The following is a 21867-nucleotide window of genomic DNA, read 5'->3' on the forward strand; positions in this document are numbered from 1 at the left end:
TTTCCCTGCCGAATGCCCTACCCGTCGGTAACCGCCGCTCCTACACTCGAATGTGATCCCCATCACTGTCGAGGAGGGCATCATGGCGACCACCGCGAAAGTGCACGCCACCGAGGAACAGGCTCGGGCACTGGCCGAGGAATCCCGCGAATCCGGCTGGGCCAAGCCGTCGTTCGCCAAGGAGATGTTCCTGGGCCGGTTCCGGCTGGATCTCATCCACCCGTACCCGCAGCCCGCGGCCACGGCAGCCGCCCGCACCGAGGACTACCTGAAACAGTTGCGCGCCTTCGTCGAAACCATCGACGGCGCCGAGATCGAGGCCACCGCCCGCATCCCCGACGCGGTCGTCCGCGGCCTCGCGGAACGGGGCTGCTTCGGCCTGAAGATCCCGGTCGAATACGGCGGCCAGGGCCTGTCACAAGTGGGCTACAACAAGGCGCTGATGCTGGTCGGCTCGGCGCATCCCAGCCTGGGCGCGCTGCTGTCGGCGCATCAGTCGATCGGCGTGCCGGAGCCGCTGAAACTGGCCGGCACCCCGGAACAGCGGCGAGAGTTCCTGCCCCGCTGCGCGAAAGGCGCGATCAGCGCCTTCCTGCTCACCGAACCCGATGTCGGATCCGACCCGGCGCGGATGGCCTGCACGGCCACCCCCACCGCCGACGGCACGGCCTACGAACTCGACGGCGTGAAGCTCTGGACCACCAACGGCGTGGTCGCCGAACTGCTGGTGGTGATGGCCCGGGTGCCCGCGAGCGAGGGGCATCGCGGCGGTATCTCGGCCTTCGTGGTGGAGGCGGATTCGCCCGGTATCACCGTGGAGCGGCGCAACGCGTTCATGGGGCTGCGCGGCATCGAGAACGGCGTCACCCGGATGCACCGGGTGCGGGTGCCCCGGGCCAATCTGATCGGCCGCGAGGGCGATGGCCTCAAGATCGCGCTGACCACCCTGAACGCCGGTCGCCTCGCCATTCCGGCGCTGTGCACCGCGGCGGCCAAGTGGGCCTTGAAGATCGGCCGGGAATGGTCGGCCACCCGGGTGCAGTGGGGCCGTCCGGTGGGCGAGCACGGCGCCGTCGCGGCCAAACTGTCCTTCATCGCCGCAACGACTTTCGCGCTGGAAGCGGCGCTGGAGCTGTCCGGTGCGATGTCCGACGAGGATCGCAACGACATCCGCATCGAGGCGGCGCTGGCGAAGCTGTGGGCCTCCGAGATGGCCTGTGTGATCGCCGACGAGCTGGTGCAGATCCGCGGCGGCCGCGGCTACGAGACCGCCGCCTCACTGGCCGCCCGCGGCGAACGCGCCGTCGGCACCGAGCAATTGGTCCGGGACCTGCGCATCAACCGGATCTTCGAGGGCTCCAGCGAGATCATGCGGCTGCTGATCGCCCGCGAGATGGCCGACGCCCACATGACCGCGGCGGGCGCGCTGGTCGACCGCACCGCGAGGACGACCGCGAAGGCCAAGGCGGCCGTCGGCGCGGGCCGCTTCTACGCCGGGTGGTTCCCGCAGCTCACGGTCGGCCCCGGCACAGTGCCGTCGAGCTTCACCGAATTCGGGCCGCTGGCAACGCATCTGCGCTTCGTCGAGCGGATGTCGCGCAAGCAGGCCCGCGCGCTGATGTACGCGATGGCGCGCTGGCAGGCGAAACTCGAATACCGGCAGGGATTCCTGGGCCGGATCGTCGACATCGGCGCGGAACTGTTCGCGATGTCGGCGGCCTGCGTGCGCGCCCGGGCGGACACCGACCCCGCCTCCGGCGCAACGGAGCTGGCCGACACCTTCTGCCGCCAGTCGCGAATCCGGGTGCGGCACTTGTTCGACACCCTCTGGGACAACACCGACGACGCCGACACCACCCTCACCCGGGACCTGCTCGACGGCCGTTACCGCTGGCTGGAGGAGGGCGTGCTGGACCCGAGCGAGAACACCGGCCCGTGGATCGCCGAATGGCAGTTCGGCCCCAGCGCCGAACCGAACCTGCATACCCCGTTCCACCTGACCGACGACTGAGCCGTCCGCCCGGTAGCGTCCCGGGCATGAGCCGACGGGTCGTGCGCCGGGCGCTCACCGGATACGCGCTGCTGTTGCCGAGCCTGATCGGGGTCGGCTGCTTCCTGCTGCTGCCGATCGCCGTGGTGGCCTGGCTGAGCGTGCACAGCTGGAATCTGCTGGGACCGGTGCGATTCGTCGGCTGGCAGAACTGGCGGGCGGTGCTCGGCGACCGGCCGTTCTGGCATGCCCTGCTGGTGACGCTGGCGCTGACCGCGCTGGTGGTGCCGGTGCAGACGGTGCTCGGCTTCGCCGTCGCCGCGCTGCTGGCGCGGCGACGGGGGAGCACCGCGTGGCAAGTGGTGTACGCGCTGCCGTGGATGTGCGCGCCGGTCGCCGTCGGCGTGGTGTGGCAGTGGGTGTTCGCCCCGACCGGTGGGGCACTGAACGCGGTGCTGGGGCGGCGGATCGAGTGGCTGTCCGAACCCGCGCTGGCGCTGCCCTCGGTGGCGGCGGTGAGCATCTGGTCGAACGTGGGATACGTGGCGTTGTTCTTCGTGGCGGGAATCCGGGCCATCCCCGCGGACCTGCTGGACGCGGGCGCCCTGGACGGCGCCACCGGTTGGCGGCGGATCCGCTGGCTGGTGCTGCCGCTGTTGCGGCCCACCATGTTCTTCGTGCTGGTCACCGGGATGCTGGCGGCCTTCCAGACCTTCGACACGGTGTACGCGCTGACCAAGGGCGGCCCCGACCATCGGACCGATGTGGTGGCGATGCGCATCTTCGGTGAGGCGTTCGACGCGGCCCGCCCGGGGCGGGCGGCGGCGATGGCCCTGGTGGTGTGCGCGGTGATGCTGGCGATCACGGCGGTGCAGCACCGCTGGTTCCGCGATCGGACCACCTATGAGTACTGAGCCGGTGTCCACCGAACCGCTCCGGACCGAACCACTGTCGGACGACGGGACCGGTACTGCCCGGACGCACACCGTTTCCCGGCCCCGCCCGGGCCGGGCCGCGGCGCTGTCCCGTTCCGCCGCCGCATATCTCGTGCTGTGCGCCGGTGCGCTGCTGGCCGTGGCCCCGCTCCTGCTCAGCGCGGCGACCGCGCTGAAGACCCCCGCTCAGTTCGCCGCCGGGTCGCCGCTCGCACCGCCGAACCCGGTGACCTGGAGCAACTTCCACACCGTGCTGAATCACGGGGTGGGCCGCGCGGTCCTGGTGACAGCGCTGATGACGGTGTTCGTCACCGGTGGCCAGCTGATCACCGCCGTCCTGGCGGCCTACGCCTTCGCTCGCCTGGATTTCCCGGGCCGCGACGCGTTGTTCTGGGGATATCTCGGCACCATGATGGTGCCCCCGATCGTCACCCTGATCCCGCTGTATCTGATGTTCGCGCATCTCGGCTGGCTGAACACCTTCTGGGCGTTGGTGATTCCGTTCGTGTTCGGCTCCCCGTACGCGATCTTCTTGCTGCGGCAGTACTTCCGATCGATACCCGAGGAACTGCTCGACGCCGCGCGCCTGGACGGGGCCCACACCCTCGACACTCTCGTGCACGTGATCGTCCCGGTCAGCCGCCCCATCCTGGCCACGCTGACCCTGATCACCGTGGTGTCGCAGTGGAACAACTTCCTCTGGCCGCTGGTGGCGAGCAGCGGCGACCGCTGGCAGGTTCTCACGGTGGCGACCGCGAACCTCCAGACGCAGTACAACACCCAGTGGACCCTGGTGACGGCCGCGACCACCCTGGCGGTCGTGCCGCTGATCCTGCTGTTCCTGGTGTTCCAGCGCCAGGTGCTGCGCTCGATCGCGTGGACGGGACTGAAATGAAGGCCTCGACCCGAGCGGTGCTGGGCATCGCACTCGCCGCCGTCCTCCTGGTGGCCGCCGCACTCTGGCTGGGCCGCACCACCGACGGCGGCGGCACGGTGGTGCGCCTGCGCATCTGGGACGAGAGTTTCGTCCCCGCGTACCGCGCGTCACTGGACGCCTTCGAACGCGCCGACCCCGATGTGCGGGTACGGATCACGGTCGTCCCCTGGGCGAACTACCAGCAGAAACTACGCCTGGACGTGGCCGGCGGCACCGCCGACGACCTGTTCTGGACCAACCTCTACGAGGACTACGCCGATGCCGGCCGCCTGATGGACATCGGCCGGGCCCTGGGCCCCGAGGCGGTCCGCACCTGGGACCCCGCGGCGGTCGCTCAGTACACCCGCGACGGAACCCTCTGGGCCGTACCGCAATTCGTCGACGGCGGCACGGCGATCTACTACAACCGGGACCTGCTGGCCGCGGCCGGAGTGGCGCCGGCCGAGCTGTCCGGCCTGCGCTGGGGCCCGGACGACACCTTCCGCCCGGTGCTGCGCCGGCTCGCGGCCGCCGCGCCGTGGGCATACAACGCGGGCAACGACTTCCAGTCGCTGGAGCTGCCGTATCTGGGTTCCGCCGGCGGCCGGTTCCAGGACGCCTCCGGCGCCTTCGCCTTCGACAGCCCGGCGGGCGTCACGGCCTTCGGCTATCTGGTGGGCCTGATCGCCGACCGGCTGGCCCCCTCGGCCGCCGACACCGCCACCACCTCCGACTTCGCGAAGAACGCGTTCCTGCACGGAAAATTGGCACTGTTCCAGTCTGGGACCTTCAACCTGGCACAGATCGCGAAGGGCGCCCACTTCCCGTGGGGCGTCGCGCCGATGCCCGCGGGACCGGCAGGCCGGGTGTCCACGAACAACTCGATCGGTGTGGCCGGCAACGCCGCCTCCCGGCACCCCGAGGCGACCCGCCGGGTGCTGGCCTGGCTCGGCAGCGCCGAGGGCAACGCCTACCTCGCGGCGGACGGCGCCACCATCCCCGCCGTCGTCGCCGACCAGCACCTGTACCGCGACTTCTGGACCCGGGCGGGAGTCGACGTGTCGCCCTTCCTCGAGGTCCTGGCCGGCAGACGCACGGAACCCGGTGGCGGACCGGGCTTCCCGGCCGCACTCGAGGCCGTCACCGCCGTGCTCGCCGAGATGTTCCAGGGCCGGATCCCGGTGCCGGAAGCCCTGTCCCGCGCTCAGGCCGCCGGACGAGCGGCGGCCGCCGGGTCCTGACCGAGGTCAGATCCGGCTGTGATCCACCAGCGGCGTGCGCGGCCCGAACTTCGGCTTGCGCGCGAAACCCGCGACCTCCAGCAACCGCACCGCCCGATACCGATGCGGCCGCAACGGTTCCAGACAGCCGACCATCTCGTCGTCGTCGACCGCCCGCCCGAGCAACGTCCACCCCACGATCGACGCGAGATGAAAATCCCCCACCGACAACGCGTCCGGATCCCCCAGCGCACGCTGCGCGATCTCCGCCGCCGTCCACACCCCGATCCCCGGCACCACACACAACCGCCGCGCCGCCTCCGCATGCGTCATGGTCGCGGCCTGCTCGAGCTTGTCCGCCATCCGCGCGGCCAGCACGATCGTGCGGGACCGCTGCGGATCGACATTGGCACGGTGGTAGACCCAGGACGGAATGTGCCGCCAGGTGTCCGCATCCGGCGGCACCCGCATCGGCGCCGGCGTGGGCCCCGGCGCCGGCTCCCCGAACTTCCACACCAGCTGCCGCCACGACGCCCGCGCCGATATGGTGTGCACCCGCTGTTCCAGCACCGCGGGCACCAGTGCCTCGAAAACCAGCCCCGTACGCAGCATCCGCAACCCCGGAAACCGCCGATGCGCCTCCACGATCTTCGGATGCACGGGCTCGAACCCCGACACGTCCTCGTCCAGACACAGCAACCCGGGCAACCCGTCCAGAAACTCCGAGGCCCCCGTCCCCCAGGCCCGCGCCGCCACCGCGCACGGCCCACTCTGCTCCAGCCGATAGGTGACCACCCCGCTGGCCATCCGTGCCGCCCGCCAGTGCCCCCCGTCCGCGGTGGTCCGATGACAGGGATCTCCGGCCCCCCGCCGCAGCGGCGCCAGCGTGTGCGCCAGGTCGACGGCCCGATCGGCCGTCACCGTCCGCACCGCACCGTCGCCGCTCCTCGATCCCACCGCCACATTCTGCGACCACCCCCCGCTGTGGGCCGCACCACCCCCACCCACGGATAACAGAAAGATCACGACCTCCGATGAACCTGATGTCCCACCCACCCCCGGGTGGCAAGCAACCACGAAGGAACGCCCATGATCACCACCATCCTCAACGCCCTGCTGAACGCCTGGGGCAGCGTCGCCGCCGGCAGCTCCGGCTACCAGATCCCCCCCGGCACCCTGCCCTTCGGCAGCTGACCCCCACCACCGGCCGCCGCGGCAGCCCCCATCCGGCCGCCTGGTCCCCTGGCCGCCCGGTGAAAGTTCGAAAGACCCCCGATCCGACCGAGGCCACCCCGACCCCAGCGCGGCTGCCGAACCCTGTCCCGCACCCAGGGCGGTTGCGGAAATGGCCGAACCAGAACCCGCCGCGGCGAAGCGGAGGCCAAAACACCAGAACCCCTTGCCCTGAACCATCGTTGAGGTCTTAATGTCGGTGTCCACGGGTTGAACAACCCTGACGAGAGGGAGAAGGCGGATGGACATCGAGGCGGTCGCCCGCAACCAGCTGTACCGGGGAACCTACGCACCCTCCAGATCTCCGGCACTCACCCGAATCACCGCCCACCGAATGCTCGAGTTCGCCCGACCTCATCGCTTCTCATTGCTGGGATTCCTGGTCACCAGTGTCGCCTCGGCTCTGCTGGCAGTCGCCAATCCCGTGCTCGCGGGAAGGGTGGTCAACGACATCGTGGGTCGTACAGCCCCCGCCACGGTCGTGTCGCTGGCAGCGGTGATCGGACTGGTGGCCATAGCCGACGCCGGCCTGGGGATCATCATCCGCTGGCTGTCCGCGCGCATCGGCGAGGGACTCATCTTCGACCTGCGCACGGCCGTCTTCGACCACGTCCAGCAGATGCCCGTGGCCTTCTTCACCCGCACCCGCACCGGCGCCCTGGTGAGCCGTCTCAACAGCGACGTGATCGGCGCCCAGCGAGCCTTCGCCACCACCTTGTCCGGCGTGGTCACCAACCTGGTGACCCTCCTACTCACCCTGGCCGTCATGGTCCGCCTGTCCTGGCAGGTCACGGTCGTGGCGCTGATCCTGCTCCCCCTGTTCATGCTCCCGGCCCGCCGAACCGGCGTTCGCGCGGCCGTCATGTCCCGTGAAGCCAACCAACTGAACGCCGATATGAGCACTCAGATGACGGAACGCTTCTCCGCACCCGGCGCCACCCTGGTGAAACTGTTCGGACGCCCGAACCTGGAATCCGACGCGTTCGCCCTGCGAGCTGCCCGAGTCCGCGACATCGGGGTGCGTACCACGATGCTGCAAACCACCTTCATGACCGCACTGACGCTGGTCTCGGCACTGGCAGTGGCCTTGGTCTACGGCCTCGGCGGCTGGTACGCCCTACGCGGCCAACTGGACGCCGGCGCGGTGGTATCGCTGTCCCTGCTGCTGACCCGTTTGTATGCCCCGCTGACCGCACTGGCCGGGGCCCGGGTCGACATCATGTCGGCGCTGGTGAGCTTCGAGCGAGTCTTCGAGATCCTCGACCTGAAACCTCTGATCGCGCAGGCCCCGGACGCGGTGGAGGTTCCGCCCGGCCCGGTGACCGTGGAACTCGACGACGTGCGCTTCGGCTACCCGGCGGCCGACAAGGTGTCGCTGGCGTCCCTCGAAGATGTCGCCACCCTGGACACCCGCGGCGGTGACGAGGTACTGCACGGCATCTCGCTGCGCGCGGCCCCCGGCCGGATGATCGCCCTGGTCGGCTCCTCCGGCGCAGGCAAATCGACCATCGCCCAACTGGTTTCACGCCTGTACGACGTGGACTCCGGCGCGGTGCGGCTGAACGGCGTGGACGTCCGCCGACTGACCACCCGCTCACTCCAGGACACCGTCGGCCTGGTCACCCAGGACGGCCACCTGTTCCACGAGACGATCCGCGCCAACCTGCAACTCGCGCGACCGGAAGCCACCGAGCCCGACCTCTGGGACGCCCTGCGCCGAGCCCGCCTGTCCGATCTGATCGAAAGCCTGCCCGACGGCCTGGACACCGTGGTCGGCGAACGCGGCTACCGCCTCTCCGGCGGCGAACGCCAGCGTCTCACCATCGCCCGCCTACTGCTGAAACAACCACGCGTGGTCGTCCTGGACGAGGCCACCGCAGCCCTGGACGCCACCTCCGAGGCAGCCGTCCAGGAAGCACTGACCGAGGCCCTGACCGGGCGCACCGCCCTGGTCATCGCGCACCGCCTGGCCACCATCCGCAACGCCGACGAGATCCTGGTGGTGGAAGCGGGCCGCATCGTCGAGCACGGCTCACACACCCAACTGCTGGCCGCCGGCGGCCGCTACGCCGAGCTCTACACCACCCAGTTCGCCGACGACCCGGAACCGGCAGTGGCCTGAATTCCCCTGGGATTCAGGCATATTCGGCTCTCGAACCCGACGTAACGTCAGACTCCAGCGTTGGTGGTGCCCATCGACCGGAGGAGAATTCCGATGAGCACCACCGGGCGAAGCCTGTCCGACCGTACCGAGATCATCGACCTGCTGTCGCAGCACACGGATCGTGCACGGACGCCGGGATGTCCGCGGCGGAACCGGGTGGCCCGTGCCGCTCGGCCACCGCCGACCAGCCGACCACGCCGAGGGCGGCCGTCGCGAGCGCGACGCAGATCCAGGCGACCACCGGATAGTCGAATCCGGCGCCGAGCGCGAGCCCGCCCAGCCACGGTCCCACGGTGATACCGACGTTGAACGACACCACGTTCCCGGCGGCGGCCAGCGTCGGCGCCGCCGGGGCGAGCAGGAAGACCCGGCTGTTCAGCACCGGATTGGTGACGAAACCGAAGACGCCCAACAGGAATACCAGCGGAATCACCACGATCGCGTGATGTGCGGTCCCGGCCAGCGCAGCGGCGGTCAGTACCAGCCCCGTGACGCCCACGGCGAGGGTACGAGTGGGATGAGCATCGGCGACCCGGCCGCCGAGCAGCACGCCCAGCAACATTCCGACGCCGTATCCGCCCAGCACCACGGGCACCCAGCCCGCCGGCAACCGCGTGGTCGTGGTCAGCAGCGCGCCGAGATAGCCGAAGACCGCCAGCCCGGCGCCGGTGGCGAGCATCGTCGTCCCGTACAGCCGTACCACCGGACCCGTTGCCAGCGCCCGTAATTCGGTCCGCACCCGGGGCGGCGCGGCGGGCCGTCCGTGCGGTACGACGATCAGCACCCCGAACGCCACCAGCCCCGACGCCACCGCGACGCCCCAGAACGCCGACCGCCACCCCCACAGCTGACCGGCCCAGGTCCCCAGCGGCAGGCCGACGACGCTGGCCAGGGTGAGCCCACCGGCCACGACACTCATCGCCCGGGCGCGCGCCGTCGCGGGCACCGCGGCGACCGCACCGGCGGCGGCCACCGACCAGAACCCGGCGTAGACGAAGGCGGCCACCACCCGGGTCCCGAACAGCACCGCATACGAATCCGTCAGGGCCGCAACGATATGCGCGGCGACGAAGATCGCCATGAAGGTGAGCAGCGCGGCCCGCCGGGACCAGCGGGCCGTGAGAATCGCGAGAATCGGTGCCCCGAACAGCATTCCGATCGCGAAGGCGGAGATCAGCAGGCCCGCCCGGGGCACGGTGACCCCGAGGTCGCCCGCGATTGCGGTGAGCAGCCCGGCGAGCATGAGTTCCGAGGTGCCCTGCGCGAAGATCGCCAGGCCGAGTGCGTAGACGACCAGCGGCATCGGATTCCTCCTGTTTTGGATCAATCAGTTCAAAATAGGTGCGCACGAAACGCACCGGCCGACAACGAATTCCGGGCCGAACCGCTCAGAGGGCGGCCAGCGCGACCTCGGCGATCGCGGCCAGGGTGGCCCGATCCGCTCCACCCCGTGCGGCCACCTGCATCCCGCCGATGGTCGCGACCACGAACTGCGCCAGATCGGCCGGATCACGTTCGGCCGCAATCTCCCCCGCCTGTTGCCCGGCGACCAGAGCGGTGGTCAGCGCCGCCAGCCGCCGGTGCAGATCCGCCTGCAACAACCGCGCCACCTCCGGATCCCGTTGCCCCAGTTCGACAGTGGCGTTCACGACCAGGCAGCCGAGCGGGTCGCCGGCCGCGGCGTCGACCACCCGGTACAGCAACGCCCGGATCTTCTCCCGCGCGGACCCGGGCCCGTCCAGCAGCGCGAAGGTCTCGGCGTTCCGATCCGCCATGTACCGCCGCAGCGCCCGCTCGAACAGATCCCGCTTGCTCCGGAATGTGTTGTAGATGCTGCTGCGCCCCAGACTCGTTGCCGTACAGAGCTGCTGCGTCGACACCCCGTCGTATCCGGCGATCCAGAACGCCCGCATCGCCGCCGCGACGGCGCCCTCCTCGTCGAACTGCCGGGGTCGCGCCATGCCGCCTACCCTACCAAGTTTTGGATAGAACAGTCCAAAACAAGAGGATTCAGCGCCGGGGCGAGGTGACGTCCGGTTGCGAGGTCGCCTTCACCGTCGCCAGCACCGGCGTGGTCTCCAGGGTGTGCACGGCGTCCAGGGCGCCGAGGCGCTGGGTCAGATAGGTGTGCAGCGCCGCCGGATCCGGGCACAGCGCTTCGGCCACCAGATTGGTGCGTCCGGTGGTGGCGGCGACGAAGGCCAGCTCCGGATGCTGGGACAAGGTGTGCCCGACCTCGTCCAGCCGCCCCGGCACCACGGCCGCCCACAGCAGGGCCCGAGTGGTGATGCCCAGTGACCGGTCGTCCAGCTCGACATCGAAATACAGTGCGCCACCGGCCCGCAACTCCCCCATCCGCCGAGCCACCGTCGTGGCCGACCACCCGGTGGCGGCCGCCAGATCCGCGAGTGTCGTCCGGCCGTCGGCCCGCAGTGCCGCAAACAAGGCAGCATCCGCGGGCCCTGCCACCCGACCCGCTGCCGCCGGTGTGGGATCGGCGGAGGACACCGGCCCGGCCGTACCGCCGGAACGGGTGCCCGGCGCGGTGCGTCCGGTCGCTCCACCGGTTTCCGCTCCGGAGTCGTCGGGCGCCAGCAGTTCTCGTTGTTGCTCGGGGCCGAGCTGACGTAACCGGCCGGGCCAGGCGGTGGCGCCACCGAGGTAGGTGTGCAGGACGTAGTGGGCGGAGATGCCGGTGATCGCCGAGGTGCGCGGCAGGTCGTGCAGCAGCAGGGCGGGGGTGTCCGGTCCGGGCGCGTCCACGATGAGGAACACTTCGGTGCCGCCGGAGGTGAGCATCACCCACGAGGTCTCCGGCCGGCGCGACAGCGCCTGCGCCAGCCGCTGTCCCGCGGCGGGGGTGCAGGTGAGGCGCAGCAGCCATTGGGCGCCGCCGGTCCGGCCCGGATCGGGCAGGCCGACGACGCGCAGCCCGGCCCCGGCCCGCAGCCGCCGGTAGCGGCGCGCGACCGTCTGCGTCGACACCCCGAGCACCTCGCCGATCCGGTTGAAGGGGGCCCGGCCGTCGAGGTGCAGGGCATGGATCAGGCCGCGGTCCGTCTCGTCCAGCATGGAATCAATCATGCGATATCGACGGTGGTACGGAAAATATCGGCGGGATCACCGTGCTCGATGGATCACCGGCCGCGACCGCTCGCACCCTGGTCGTGGGCTGCGGAACATCCCGCGGCCGGTACGGAGAGGAATTCCCAGGATTCTCGTGACGGGTGCGACCGGAACCGTCGGACGCGCGCTGGTCGAGCAGTTGCGCGCGGCGGACCTGCCCGTGCGCGCGGTGACCCGCCGCCCGGAGCAGGCCGGATTACCGGCCGGAGTGGAGGTGGTCCGGGCCGATCTCGACGAACCGGACAGCCTCACCCCCGCACTGGCCGGGGCCGACGCCGTCTTCCTGCTGTCCACCGGACCGGATCTGGCCCGCCACGATGCCCACGTCGCGAAGGCAGCGGCGGCGGCCGGGGCGGGCCGGATCGTCAAGCTGTCGTCGGGGCGGTCCGGCGATCCGGCCGCCACCGATCCGATCCCGAACTGGCACCGGGCCGGGGAACAGGCGGTGCGCGACAGCGGCGTGCCGTGGACGATCGTGCGGCCCTTGGGTTTCATGGCCAACGCGCTGCACTGGGCGCCGACGATCCGGGACCGGGACACCGTGTACGCACCGTACGGCCAGGGTCGCATCGCCGTCATCGCACCCGAGGACATCGCGGCGGTCGCGGTGCGCGCGCTGACCGAGCCGGGCCATCTGGGCCGCACCTACACGCTCAGCGGTCCGCAACCGCTGTCACCGGGGGAGCAGACCGAGATCCTCGCCGAGGTGCTCGGCCGGCCGCTGCACTATGTGGAGACCTCGCCGGAACAGGCCCGCACGGCCCTGGTGCACTTCGGGGTCGACGCGGAGATGGCCGACGCCATCATGGCGCTGCGGGCCACCGCACTGGAGTCGTTCACCTCGATCGTGCATCCGACGGTGGAACAGGTGACCGGGCGGCCCGCGCGCGGCTTCGCCCGGTGGGCGCAGGCACATCGGCCCGAATTCGCCTGAGCCCCCGAGGAAACCGATCATGCGACCGCGCTGAGGGCCGCCACGACCCGGGGCGGCGAATCGTCCACATCGATCCCGAGTGCGTCGATATCGCTCACCTCACGCGCTCACCGGCTGCGGCGTCGGGGTCGCAGGCACGCTGCGCAGCAGCAGGGGCGTGGCCAGCATGGCGACCCCGGCGACCGCGAGCGCCGTGCGCACGCCGGTCGCCGAGGCGAGCCCGCCGAACACCATCGTCAGGGCCGCGATGGACAGGTTGCTGGTCACCGACCACGAGGACAGGGTGCGCGCCGCGAGCTCCCTGGGGGTCTGTTCGAGGCGATAGGCGGCGAAGATCGGAATGAAGACACCGCAGCTGGTGACCAGTCCGAACTGCACGGCGATGACGAGCGCGAGGCCGGGCACGCCGCGGGGGACGAAGGCCAGGCCGATGATCCAGAACGCGCGCAGCACGCCGGCGGCGATCATGATCCTGTGCCGGCCGAACCGCCGCGCGAGCGGGGCCGCGCTGCGGGCGCCGATCAGTCCGCCGACGCACGGTGCGGCGAAGGCCAGGCTGTACTGCCACGGCGCGAAGCCGAGCTGGCGGAGCATGAGCACGGCTATCAGCGGCTCGCCGGCCATGATGAGTCCGTTGCACAGATTCGTGTTGAACAGCAGCGGGCGCAGCGACGGATGAGACAGGATGTGCCGCCAGCCGTCGAGCAGATCCCCGACGCGCAGCCCCGGCGTGGCCGGATGGCCGGGGTGCGGTTCACCTCGACCGATCGCGGAGATGCCCAGCGCGGACAGCAGATAGCTGATCGCGTCGACCGCCATGGTGACGACCGGGCCGAAGATCCCGATCGCCGCGCCGCCGAGCGGCGGACCGATGATCACCGAGGTCCAGTTGGTTGCCTCGAACCGTCCGGTGGCGACGATCAGATTCTGCTCGGGCACAAGCGTTTTCAGATAGGCGCCGCTGGCCGCGTTGAAGGCGATCTTGGCGGTGGCCACCAGCACCACCACGAGCAGCAGGTGGGTATAGGTCAGGATGCCCAGGAGGTAGGCGGCCGGGATGCTCAGCATCGCGGCGAAGCGGCCCACATCCATCGCGATCATCACCGGCCGCTTGCGACGCGCCTCCACCCAGGGCGCCAGCGGCACCGCCAGCACCGCACCCACGGCCAGCCCCGCTGCGGGCAGCGCCGACACCGCCGCCGGTCCCGCGTGCAGCGCGAGTACGGCGACGATCGAAAATGCCCCGAGCCCGAACCCGGATCCGTAAGCGCCGACGGCATACGCGGCCCACAGCCACCGGAACTCCCGGCCCAGTTCCGGTCCCCGCACAGCCGCCCGCAGCGTTCTCGTTCCCCATGCCATGGGAGGTGATCAAAGCGGACGCCGGACCATCGGACAAACAACCGGCCGTTCCGGGTACACAACCAGCAGTTGTCCAGTGAGGCCGGAATCGGGACAGTGCGGCCGGAGCGGTGACGCGTCCGGGCGTGTCGCGGCCCTGGTCGAATATCCCTGAACGCTAACGGTTTTCGGTGCGAAATCCGGTCCGCGACCTTACGGCGCGCCGGGACGCCCGATCCCGTACCGGAGCTTCGGGTGCGTTATCCTCCACAACCAACTACGCACGGATGCGGTGTTCGAGGGAGGTGGAGTGACAGACCTGGACCTTGCGGCCGTGCGAGCCTTCGTGACGGCGGTCGACGAGGGGCAGTTCGGATATGCGGCGGCCGTGCTGGGGCTCACCCAGCAGGCGGTGTCCAAGCGGATTGCGAAGTTGGAAGGCCAGCTCGGGGTGAGCCTGTTCGACCGGACGTCCTCGGGCAGCGTGATCAGCGCCGCCGGGAAGCGGGTGCTGCCGCATGCGCGATCGCTGCTCGAAACCGCGGCCGATACGGTCGTCGCCGCGCAGCCGGAGACCCGTCCGCTGCGGATCGCCGTGCAGAACGAGCGAGAGGCGGCGGCGGATCTGGTCCGGTATTACGTGGATCGGCACCTGGAGGCGGACATCGAGCTCGTGATCGGCACCGCCTTCCGATCCGGCCGCGACGCCCTGCTCAACGGCCGCGTGGATGCCACCTTCGCCCGCCCGCACGGCGGCCCGCGCCGGCTACCGTCGGGGATCGGCATCGTCGCGGCGCTGGTGGACCCGTGGCATCTGCTGGTCGGTACGAAGCATCCGCTCGCCGGTCGCCCCGCGGTCACCCCCGCCGACATCGTGCCGTACCCGAGTTGGGCGCCCGGCGCGTCGGTGCCCTCGGAATGGGCGGACTACTACCGGGATTGGGCGGAATTCAGCGGGATCACGATACTCACCGGCCGCGAACCCGGCGGCGAGCCCGAACGGGAGAACGACCGAGCTCGCGGATTGTTCGGTAAGTCGGGTGTGCTCGACCGCATCGCCGCCTCGGATTCGCTGTCGATGTTCGCCACCGCAGGTCTGCATCTCCCCTGGCATCCGCACATCCGCCGACTGCCGGTCCTGGACCCCACCCCCGCCTATCCCTACGCCCTGCTCTGGTCGACCGCCGATCCCCACCCCGCGCTACCGGACCTGATCGATCATGTCCGGCAGAACTACAGCGCCGACATCCTCGCCGACTGCTGGATTCCGGAGCCGGATCGCACGATCTTCCAACCGTGAGGCACGAGTCCCCTCGGCGGGATCCGTACGCGGTGTGTGGGGGGAGGGGGCCGGGGTATTCGGTGGGATGCTGTCGTGCGGGTCCGCGGCCGGGTGGCCGGGGCGAATCGATGCAGAGAGGCGCCGATATGACTGAGTCGTCCACCCACTCGGCCGGGTCCGGTATCGCGTTCACGCACGAGACGCTGGGGCAGCGGGTCGGATTCGGGCGGGGGCGGGCGGCGGAGTTGTTGCGGGCCGAGGCGGAGCGGCTGAGGGCGGCGCGGGCGATGGTGATCGCGTCGACGCGGGATACCGCGAATGCCGATCGGCTGGCCGCGGTGCTTCCGGTGGCGTTGCGCTGGACCGAGGTCCGGCAGCACGTGCCGGTGGACAATGCCGAGCGGGCGCGGGCTGCGGCCGCGGCGGCCGGGGTGGATGTGCTGGTGGCCGTCGGGGGCGGGTCGGCGATCGGGTTGGCGAAGGCGGTGGCGCTGACCAGCGGGCTGCCGATCGTGGCGGTGCCGACCACCTATGCCGGGTCGGAGGCCACCGATGTGTGGGGGGTGACCGATGCGGACGGGAAGCGGACCGGGTCCGATCCGGCGGTGCTGCCGGTCGCGGTGGTCTACGACGCGGAGTTGGTCGGGTCGCTGCCGGTGGAGGCGGCGGTGGCCAGCGGGCTGAACGCGCTGGCGCACTGCGTGGATTCGTTGTGGGCGCCGCGAGCGGATCCGATCAATCAGGCCATGGCGTTGGAGGGGGCGCGGGCGCTGGCGACGGCGTTGCGGCGGATCGTGGCCGAGCCGGGCGACGGGGCGGCGCGGGAACGGGCGCTGTACGGGTGTTATCTGGCCGCGGTCGCCTTCGCCTCCGCGGGGTCTGGATTGCATCACAAGATCTGCCATGTGCTGGGCGGGACCTTCGATCTGCCGCATGCCCGGACCCATGCCGTCGTGCTGCCGCATGTGCTGGCGTTCAATGCCCCGGCGGTACCGGATCTGGCCGGGCGGCTGGCCACCGCGCTCGGCCGTCCACCGGTTGTGCCCGCCTCGGGACCGGCTGCCGCGATCGGGGCACTGGGCGAGTTGTACCGGGCGGTGGCTGCGCCGACGGCGCTGGCCGAATTCGGGTTCGGCGCCGAGGATGTCGCGGTGGCCGTGCCGCGGGTGCTGGCGGTGGCGCCGCCGTCCAATCCGGTGCCGGTGACCGCCGCGAATCTGACCGATCTGCTGACCGCCGCGCGCACCGGCTCGAATCCGGCGGCGCCGGCCGAGGTGGAACAGGCGATCCGGGAACAGGCGCTGACCGATCGGGTGGTCGCCGCCTTCGACCGCGCCGCCGACCCGCGCCTGAAGATGTTGATGCAGGCGCTGACCCGGCATCTGCACGCCTTCATCCGCGAGGTCCGGCTCAGTGCGGGGGAGTGGAACGCGGCCATCGAATTCCTCACCCGGGCCGGGCACATCACCGACGACCGGCGGCAGGAGTTCATCCTGCTGTCGGATGTGCTGGGCGCCTCGATGCAGACGATCACGGTGTCGAATCCGGCGAACGGCAACGCGACCGAGGCCACCGTGTTCGGGCCGTTCTTCGTCGAGAACTCGCCGGAGATCGCGCTCGGCGGGGATATCGCCCGGGGTGCGACCGGTGAACCGTGCTGGGTGGCGGGCACTGTCTCCGGTACCGACGGCAGTCCGATCGCCGGGGCCCGGGTCGAGGTGTGGGAGGCCGACGCCGACGGGTACTACGACGTGCAGTATCCCGGTGACGTGTCGGCCGGGCGCGGGCACTTCCACACCGATGCCGAGGGCCGGTACCGATTCTGGGGCCTGACCCCGACGCCGTATCCGATCCCGAACGACGGGCCGGTGGGCGAACTGCTCGCGGCGGCCGGGCGCACGCCGGTGCGAGCCGCTCATCTGCATTTCATGGTGGTCGCCCCGGGCTTCCGCACCCTGGTGACACACATCTTCGTCGCGGACGATCCGCAACTGGCGGTCGGCGACAGCGTCTTCGGCGTGAAAGACTCGCTGATCAGGCGCTTCGATCGGCAGCCGGCCGGGACCGCGACACCCGACGGCCGCGATCTCGGCGACCGCACCTGGACCCGGACCCGGTTCGATATCGTGCTGGCGCCGGAGGATCGCTGAATATCATTGCACCGCAACGGTATCCGGCACGAACGAGAGATGGAGTACATCGTGACCAAGCCCGTCCTGCAGATCGTCATCGGCAGCACCCGGCCCGGCCGCATCGGCGCCTCGGTGGCGCACTGGTTCGCCGATCTGGCCCGCGCCGACGACCGATTCGAGGTGGAGATCGTCGACCTGGCCGAGGTCGGACTGCCGCTGCTGGACGAGCCGAACCATCCGCGGCTGCGCACCTACCTGCACGAGCACACCAAGAACTGGAGCGCCACCGTCGACCGGGCGGACGCCTTCGTCTTCGTCATCCCCGAGTACAACTACTCGCTGAACGCCGCTACCAAGAACGCGATCGACTACCTCTTCCACGAGTGGCAGTACAAGCCGCTGGGCATCATCAGCTACGGCGGGGTGTCGGGCGGCCTGCGCGCGGCCCAGGCCCTGAAGCCGATCGCCACCGCGCTGAAGATGTGGCCGACCCCGGACACCGTGATCATCCCGATGGCCGGGCAACTGCGCGACGAGAACGGGGCGTTCACGCCGACCGAGACGATCACCGCCTCCGCCGACGCCCTGCTCGGTGAGCTGGACAAGCTGACCGGCGCCCTGCGGCCGCTGCGCGCCGAGGCAGCGGCCGCGCGCTCCTGACCGGGCCCGTACCGCAGCGGCCCACCGCAGGCCGCGGCGCCGGATCGGGATGTCCGCCGGGCGCTCGGGTGGCGCGTCAGAATTCGCCGGCGACGCCGAACACCGTGCGGCCCGAGTGACCACCGGCGTGGATGTCCCGCAACACCTTCTCGGCCTCGGTCACCGGGGCGTAGTGCTCGATCGCGGACAGGTGGTGTGGTTTCAGATCGCTGCCGAGGCGGGCCCACAGGGCGCGGCGGTCGGCGATGGGGTAACTCACCGAGTCGATGCCCAGGAGGGCGACGCCGCGCAGGATGAACGGCATGACCGTGGTGGGGACGCCGGTGCCGCCGGTGAGGCCGCTGACCGCCACCGCCCCACCGTATTTCACGGTGCTGAGGATGTATGCCAGTGACTTGCCGCCGACGCTGTCGACGGCCGCGGCCCACTGCGCCTTGCCCAGCGGGCGGATCTTCGCCTCCGGATCCTCCGGCAGCCGGCCGATCACCGACGTGGCGCCGAGGGTGGACAACAGCTCGCCCGCATCGGATTTGCCGGTGGAGGCCACCACCTGGAAGCCCAGCCCGGCGAGGATGTCGACCGCGACCGTGCCGACGCCACCGGTCGCGCCCGTGACCAGCACCGGGCCGTCGGCGGGGGACAGGCCCCGATCGAGCAGGGCCGCGACGCTCAGCGCCGCGGTGAATCCGGCGGTGCCGATGGCGGCGGCCTCGCGGGTGCCGAGACCGTCCAGCTTCACCACCCACTCCGCCGGAACGCGCGCGTATTCGGCGTAGCCGCCGTGATGGCTCACGCCGATTTCGTAGCCGTGTGCGACGACCGCATCACCCGGGGCGAACTGTGGATCCGTGGAATCGACCACCTCGCCGGTCAGGTCGATGCCGGGGATGATCGGGTAGTCGCGCACCACCCCGCCGCCGGGGGTGACGGCCAGGCCGTCCTTGTAGTTGGCCCCGGAGAAGTGCACCTTGATCGTCACATCGCCCGGACCCAGGTACTCGTCGCCCACCTCCTCCCGCACCAACGCCACACCGCTGTCCGTCTCGTGCGCCACCATCGCCTGAAACTGCATGGCTCCGAGCATAGGTGGGCCGCTGCCGATCGAGTAGGACCTCTCGCACTCCCGCACCCCGTGCCCGAATATTTATATTCGCACACATTCGAATCCGCCGGATATCTGCGCGAAAACCCTGACCGAATATTCGAGCGGCCGATAACTTCCGCCCGGAAGGGCACACAGGCAATCGATTTGCGAAATGGCGCGGCAACCGTTGTAGAGTGACAATGCATTTCGAAGACGTGTCACACAAAAAAGGGGGAAGCCTCATGGTGTTCGTGCTCGGAGTCTCGGCCGCGTGGCTGGCCTGTGTCACCCTGTTCATGGTGCTGACCGGCATCAACATCCCGGATCGGCATCCCCGCCACCGTGCCTCGGGCCGGCCGACCGTCGCCGAGATCGAACGCCGGCTGGCGCGGGAATGGCGCGATTCATCCGGTCGGGTGTCCGGATGATGCGGCCGATCGAACTCCCCACGAAACACGAAATCATGCGGGCCTGCCGGGGCGGCGGCCACGACGGTCATCCGTTGTTGCGGGCGGCCTTCGAATTGACCGCGCTGCACGAACAGATTTCCCGGCTCGCACCCGATCGCCGGCGCGGGCCGGAGGAGAATCGCGCCGCTCTCGTCGTGAGTATCGACCATTGGGTGCGGGCCCGGCTGCCACCGGCGCCGGCCGCGGCCGCGGCCCCTCCGCCGGAATCCGTGGGCGCCCTGGTCGACCGGATCGCCGAGTACACCGCCGTCGCCTTCACCGCGCTCACCCGCACCGACGATTGGAGTCTCTGGGATGCCTGGAACACCCTGGAGGAACTGTCCCGCGCCTACGAGGCGCTGGTGGTCGGGATCAGCACCGGCCGACGCCGATTGCCCGACGCCTGAGCCGGATTCACGATTCCCACAGCGCGCTGATCGGCACGGCTCGCAGGCGCGGCCCGAACGGCAGCGTCTGCTGCCCGGTGTGCAGGACGATTCCGGCCACCAGATCGGCGCCGAGCCGGTCGGCCAGGTGCCGCAACCCGCGAAAGTCCTCGTCGCGCACGGTCGAAGCGGCCTTCACATCGATGGCCACCACCTGTCCACGCCGGTTCTCCAGCACCAGGTCGACCTCGAGCTGATCACGGGTGCGGTAGTGGAACATCTCGGCCTCGGTGGCCGACCAGGTCAGCTGCCGCGCGATCTCCATGGCGACGAAACCCTCCAGCAGCGGCCCCAACGGGCTTTCCAGTGAACGCAATTCGCCCGCACCCATCCCGACGAGGTGTGCGGCAAGTCCCGAATCCACCAGTGCCACTTTGGCCGCGCTCACCGCGCGGGTGCCGATGTCCCGGGGCCAGGCCGGAATTCGCTTCAGCAGGAAGGCATCCTCGAGCAGGGTCAGATAGCGGGCCACGGTCCGCTGCGCCATCCCCAGCTCCCCGGCCACCGTGCCCGCCATCAGCAGCTGCCCCGAACGAGCGGCCACCAGCCTTGTCAGCACACGCATTTCGTCGACCCGCTCGATCTCAGCGAGCTGCCCGAGCTCACGCTTGAGCAGCTCGCTGAGATAGCTGTCGAAGAAGCGCTTACGCCGCAACGGCGTTCGGTTCTGCGCCTCCGGAAATCCGCCCCGGACAAGCCGATCCACATATCCCGCGCGAGTCTCGGCCCCGTCGTGATCCAGTCGCGCCCCCGCCGCGAACACCCGATCCACGAAGCCGTCGGGCCGCCGATCCAGCTCACCCTGCGACAACGGCCACAGTTCCAGCACCGCCACCCGCCCGGGCCGCGCCATCGGTAGATCACCGAATCCGGGCGCCCGCACCGACCCGGTCAGCAGGAACCGCCCGGGTTGCGAACCCGCGACACTCGCCTTCTCCACCGCGCGCAGCAGTTCCGGCACCTGCGGCACCCCATCGATCACCAGGGGATACTCACCGATCACGAACTCGACCGGGTCGAACGCCGCCGCACGCCGGGTCGCCGGCTGATCCAGGGTCCGCCACTGCGCCCCCCACTCCCGCGACAATCCCGCGGCCACCGCCGTCTTTCCACACCGCCGCGCACCGACCAGCACGACGGTGCGATGCTCCGCCATCGCCGCCCGCACCGCGGCAGTCATCCGACGCGGGACGCCGCGCCCGGTCGGCGGCACAGTAGTGGATACCATCCGGCCATTATGCGGTTCGAGTATCACCAACAGCCGCAACCCGACCCCACCACCGCCGCCGTGTCGCCCCGCGAATGCCGCCCGGACCGCGCCGATCCAGCCACCGGGCACCCACCCGCCCAGCCGCTCGACACCGACAGCACAGCCGCACCACTCCACCACGACCGCCGCCCGCCACCGACCACGACAGCGCCACTCCGACTGCATTTCCGCCGCCGCCGACACGTCGGCACCGCCGCTCCCCCTGTCCGCATCCGCCGTCATCCCCCGGCGGAACAGCCACCCGACCCGCGACCGATCACGCCGCCCGACCATATCGATCCAGCCGCACCGCACCCGCCGAACCAGCCGCCCACCGCATGCCGGACCAGCCGCCGGATCCACCCTCGAAAACTGCCCGGGCGATCGGTGATCCGCCCGCCCCGTCCCGAACCCACTGGTCTCATGGACGAAGCCGCACGATCGCCTGCTCGATGGTGTCGATTCGCAGGTGAACCGCGCCGATTCGCGCGGAGAGCAGCTGCGTCGGAGTCGTTTTACCGGTACCGGGCAGACCACCGGCGATGATGAGCACATGGCCCTGTTCCCGGCCGCCGGCATGGCCCGCCGGGACGATGCGGCACTCGTGGACCAGCGGCACGCCTGCTCGTGGCCGCACCGAATGGGTTGTGGCACAGTGCCGAGGGGGATGAGTCGCCATGGGCAACACCGCGCCGCAGCATCCATC

General features: G+C 70.4%; 19 protein-coding genes and 1 pseudogene. 12 read left to right on the plus strand and 8 right to left on the minus strand.

The genetic code is table 11. From position 1 onward, the window contains the following. Positions 1-82 precede the first annotated feature (82 nt). From LBW94_RS29185 to LBW94_RS29200, 4 genes are read left to right on the plus strand one after another with little or no spacing between them, the layout of a single operon-like run. Positions 83-2011, plus strand: coding sequence for an acyl-CoA dehydrogenase family protein (locus LBW94_RS29185; RefSeq protein ID WP_225058251.1), 1929 nt, complete (start codon positions 83-85; stop codon positions 2009-2011). A gap of 26 nt (positions 2012-2037) precedes the next feature. After that, complete coding sequence (locus LBW94_RS29190) at positions 2038-2904, plus strand: carbohydrate ABC transporter permease (protein WP_225058250.1); 867 nt, start codon at positions 2038-2040, stop codon at positions 2902-2904. Beyond that, positions 2894-3820: a carbohydrate ABC transporter permease gene (locus LBW94_RS29195; RefSeq protein ID WP_225058249.1), complete on the plus strand. Its 927-nt coding sequence runs from the start codon at positions 2894-2896 to the stop codon at positions 3818-3820. The genes LBW94_RS29190 and LBW94_RS29195 overlap by 11 nt, the downstream gene beginning before the upstream one ends. Continuing rightward, complete coding sequence (locus LBW94_RS29200) at positions 3817-5082, plus strand: ABC transporter substrate-binding protein (protein WP_225058320.1); 1266 nt, start codon at positions 3817-3819, stop codon at positions 5080-5082. The genes LBW94_RS29195 and LBW94_RS29200 overlap by 4 nt, the downstream gene beginning before the upstream one ends. Positions 5083-5088: 6 nt before the next feature. On the opposite strand, the gene LBW94_RS29205 is transcribed toward LBW94_RS29200, so the two are convergent. Beyond that, positions 5089-6024 (minus strand): DNA-3-methyladenine glycosylase family protein, encoded by a 936-nt coding sequence (locus tag LBW94_RS29205; protein ID WP_225058248.1) that lies wholly within the window; start codon positions 6022-6024, stop codon positions 5089-5091. Between the two features lie 511 nt (positions 6025-6535). On the opposite strand from LBW94_RS29205, the gene LBW94_RS29210 reads away from it, so the two are divergent. Then, on the plus strand, positions 6536-8416 hold the full coding sequence (locus LBW94_RS29210; RefSeq protein WP_225058247.1) for an ABC transporter ATP-binding protein: 1881 nt from the start codon (positions 6536-6538) through the stop codon (positions 8414-8416). 133 nt (positions 8417-8549) lie between these two features. Here the strand turns inward: LBW94_RS29210 and LBW94_RS29215 are convergent, their stop codons facing one another. The 3 genes from LBW94_RS29215 to LBW94_RS29225 form a co-directional block, all read right to left on the minus strand. Continuing rightward, a complete protein-coding gene (locus tag LBW94_RS29215; RefSeq protein WP_225058246.1) occupies positions 8550-9761 on the minus strand; it encodes a Cmx/CmrA family chloramphenicol efflux MFS transporter in 1212 nt (403 codons plus the stop codon). Between the two features lie 85 nt (positions 9762-9846). Then, positions 9847-10419, minus strand: a complete 573-nt coding sequence (locus LBW94_RS29220) for a TetR/AcrR family transcriptional regulator (RefSeq protein ID WP_225058245.1) — start codon at positions 10417-10419, stop codon at positions 9847-9849. Between the two features lie 49 nt (positions 10420-10468). Beyond that, the gene (locus LBW94_RS29225; protein WP_225058244.1) at positions 10469-11530 is read right to left on the minus strand and encodes an Lrp/AsnC family transcriptional regulator; all 1062 of its coding nucleotides are present in this window, start codon (positions 11528-11530) and stop codon (positions 10469-10471) included. Between the two features lie 148 nt (positions 11531-11678). On the opposite strand from LBW94_RS29225, the gene LBW94_RS29230 reads away from it, so the two are divergent. Beyond that, entirely contained in the window at positions 11679-12518 is an 840-nt protein-coding gene (locus LBW94_RS29230) for an NAD(P)H-binding protein (protein ID WP_225058243.1), read from the plus strand. A 99-nt stretch (positions 12519-12617) separates the two neighbouring features. On the opposite strand, the gene LBW94_RS29235 is transcribed toward LBW94_RS29230, so the two are convergent. Beyond that, a complete protein-coding gene (locus tag LBW94_RS29235) occupies positions 12618-13880 on the minus strand; it encodes an MFS transporter (RefSeq protein WP_225058242.1) in 1263 nt (420 codons plus the stop codon). Positions 13881-14169: 289 nt separating this feature from the next. On the opposite strand from LBW94_RS29235, the gene LBW94_RS29240 reads away from it, so the two are divergent. The 4 genes and pseudogenes from LBW94_RS29240 to LBW94_RS29255 all read left to right on the plus strand — a co-directional run bounded on the left by LBW94_RS29240 (position 14170) and on the right by LBW94_RS29255 (position 17933). Further along, on the plus strand, positions 14170-15159 hold the full coding sequence (locus tag LBW94_RS29240; protein WP_225058241.1) for a LysR family transcriptional regulator: 990 nt from the start codon (positions 14170-14172) through the stop codon (positions 15157-15159). A gap of 128 nt (positions 15160-15287) precedes the next feature. After that, positions 15288-16343, plus strand: a pseudogene (locus tag LBW94_RS29245) (maleylacetate reductase); the annotation flags it as partial. 72 nt (positions 16344-16415) lie between these two features. Beyond that, a complete protein-coding gene (locus LBW94_RS29250) occupies positions 16416-17291 on the plus strand; it encodes a dioxygenase (protein ID WP_225058319.1) in 876 nt (291 codons plus the stop codon). 51 nt (positions 17292-17342) lie between these two features. Next, on the plus strand, positions 17343-17933 hold the full coding sequence (locus LBW94_RS29255) for an NADPH-dependent FMN reductase (protein WP_225058240.1): 591 nt from the start codon (positions 17343-17345) through the stop codon (positions 17931-17933). Positions 17934-18009: 76 nt separating this feature from the next. On the opposite strand, the gene LBW94_RS29260 is transcribed toward LBW94_RS29255, so the two are convergent. Further along, positions 18010-19005: an acryloyl-CoA reductase gene (locus LBW94_RS29260; protein WP_225058239.1), complete on the minus strand. Its 996-nt coding sequence runs from the start codon at positions 19003-19005 to the stop codon at positions 18010-18012. Between the two features lie 254 nt (positions 19006-19259). On the opposite strand from LBW94_RS29260, the gene LBW94_RS29265 reads away from it, so the two are divergent. Both LBW94_RS29265 and LBW94_RS29270 read left to right on the plus strand, forming a co-directional pair. Next, positions 19260-19445, plus strand: a complete 186-nt coding sequence (locus LBW94_RS29265; RefSeq protein ID WP_225058238.1) for a hypothetical protein — start codon at positions 19260-19262, stop codon at positions 19443-19445. Beyond that, entirely contained in the window at positions 19442-19873 is a 432-nt protein-coding gene (locus LBW94_RS29270) for a hypothetical protein (RefSeq protein ID WP_225058237.1), read from the plus strand. The genes LBW94_RS29265 and LBW94_RS29270 overlap by 4 nt, the downstream gene beginning before the upstream one ends. 7 nt (positions 19874-19880) lie before the next feature. Here LBW94_RS29270 and LBW94_RS29275 read toward each other — a convergent pair whose 3' ends face one another. Together LBW94_RS29275 and LBW94_RS29280 are read right to left on the minus strand one after the other, a co-directional pair. Next, positions 19881-21140 (minus strand): ATP-binding protein, encoded by a 1260-nt coding sequence (locus LBW94_RS29275; RefSeq protein ID WP_225058236.1) that lies wholly within the window; start codon positions 21138-21140, stop codon positions 19881-19883. A gap of 442 nt (positions 21141-21582) precedes the next feature. Beyond that, positions 21583-21780, minus strand: coding sequence for an AAA family ATPase (locus tag LBW94_RS29280; RefSeq protein ID WP_266272383.1), 198 nt, complete (start codon positions 21778-21780; stop codon positions 21583-21585). Between the last annotated feature and the right edge of the window lie 87 nt (positions 21781-21867).

This window comes from Nocardia sp. alder85J, from assembly GCF_020176955.2.
In the GTDB taxonomy this organism is placed as follows: Bacteria; Actinomycetota; Actinomycetes; order Mycobacteriales; family Mycobacteriaceae; genus Nocardia.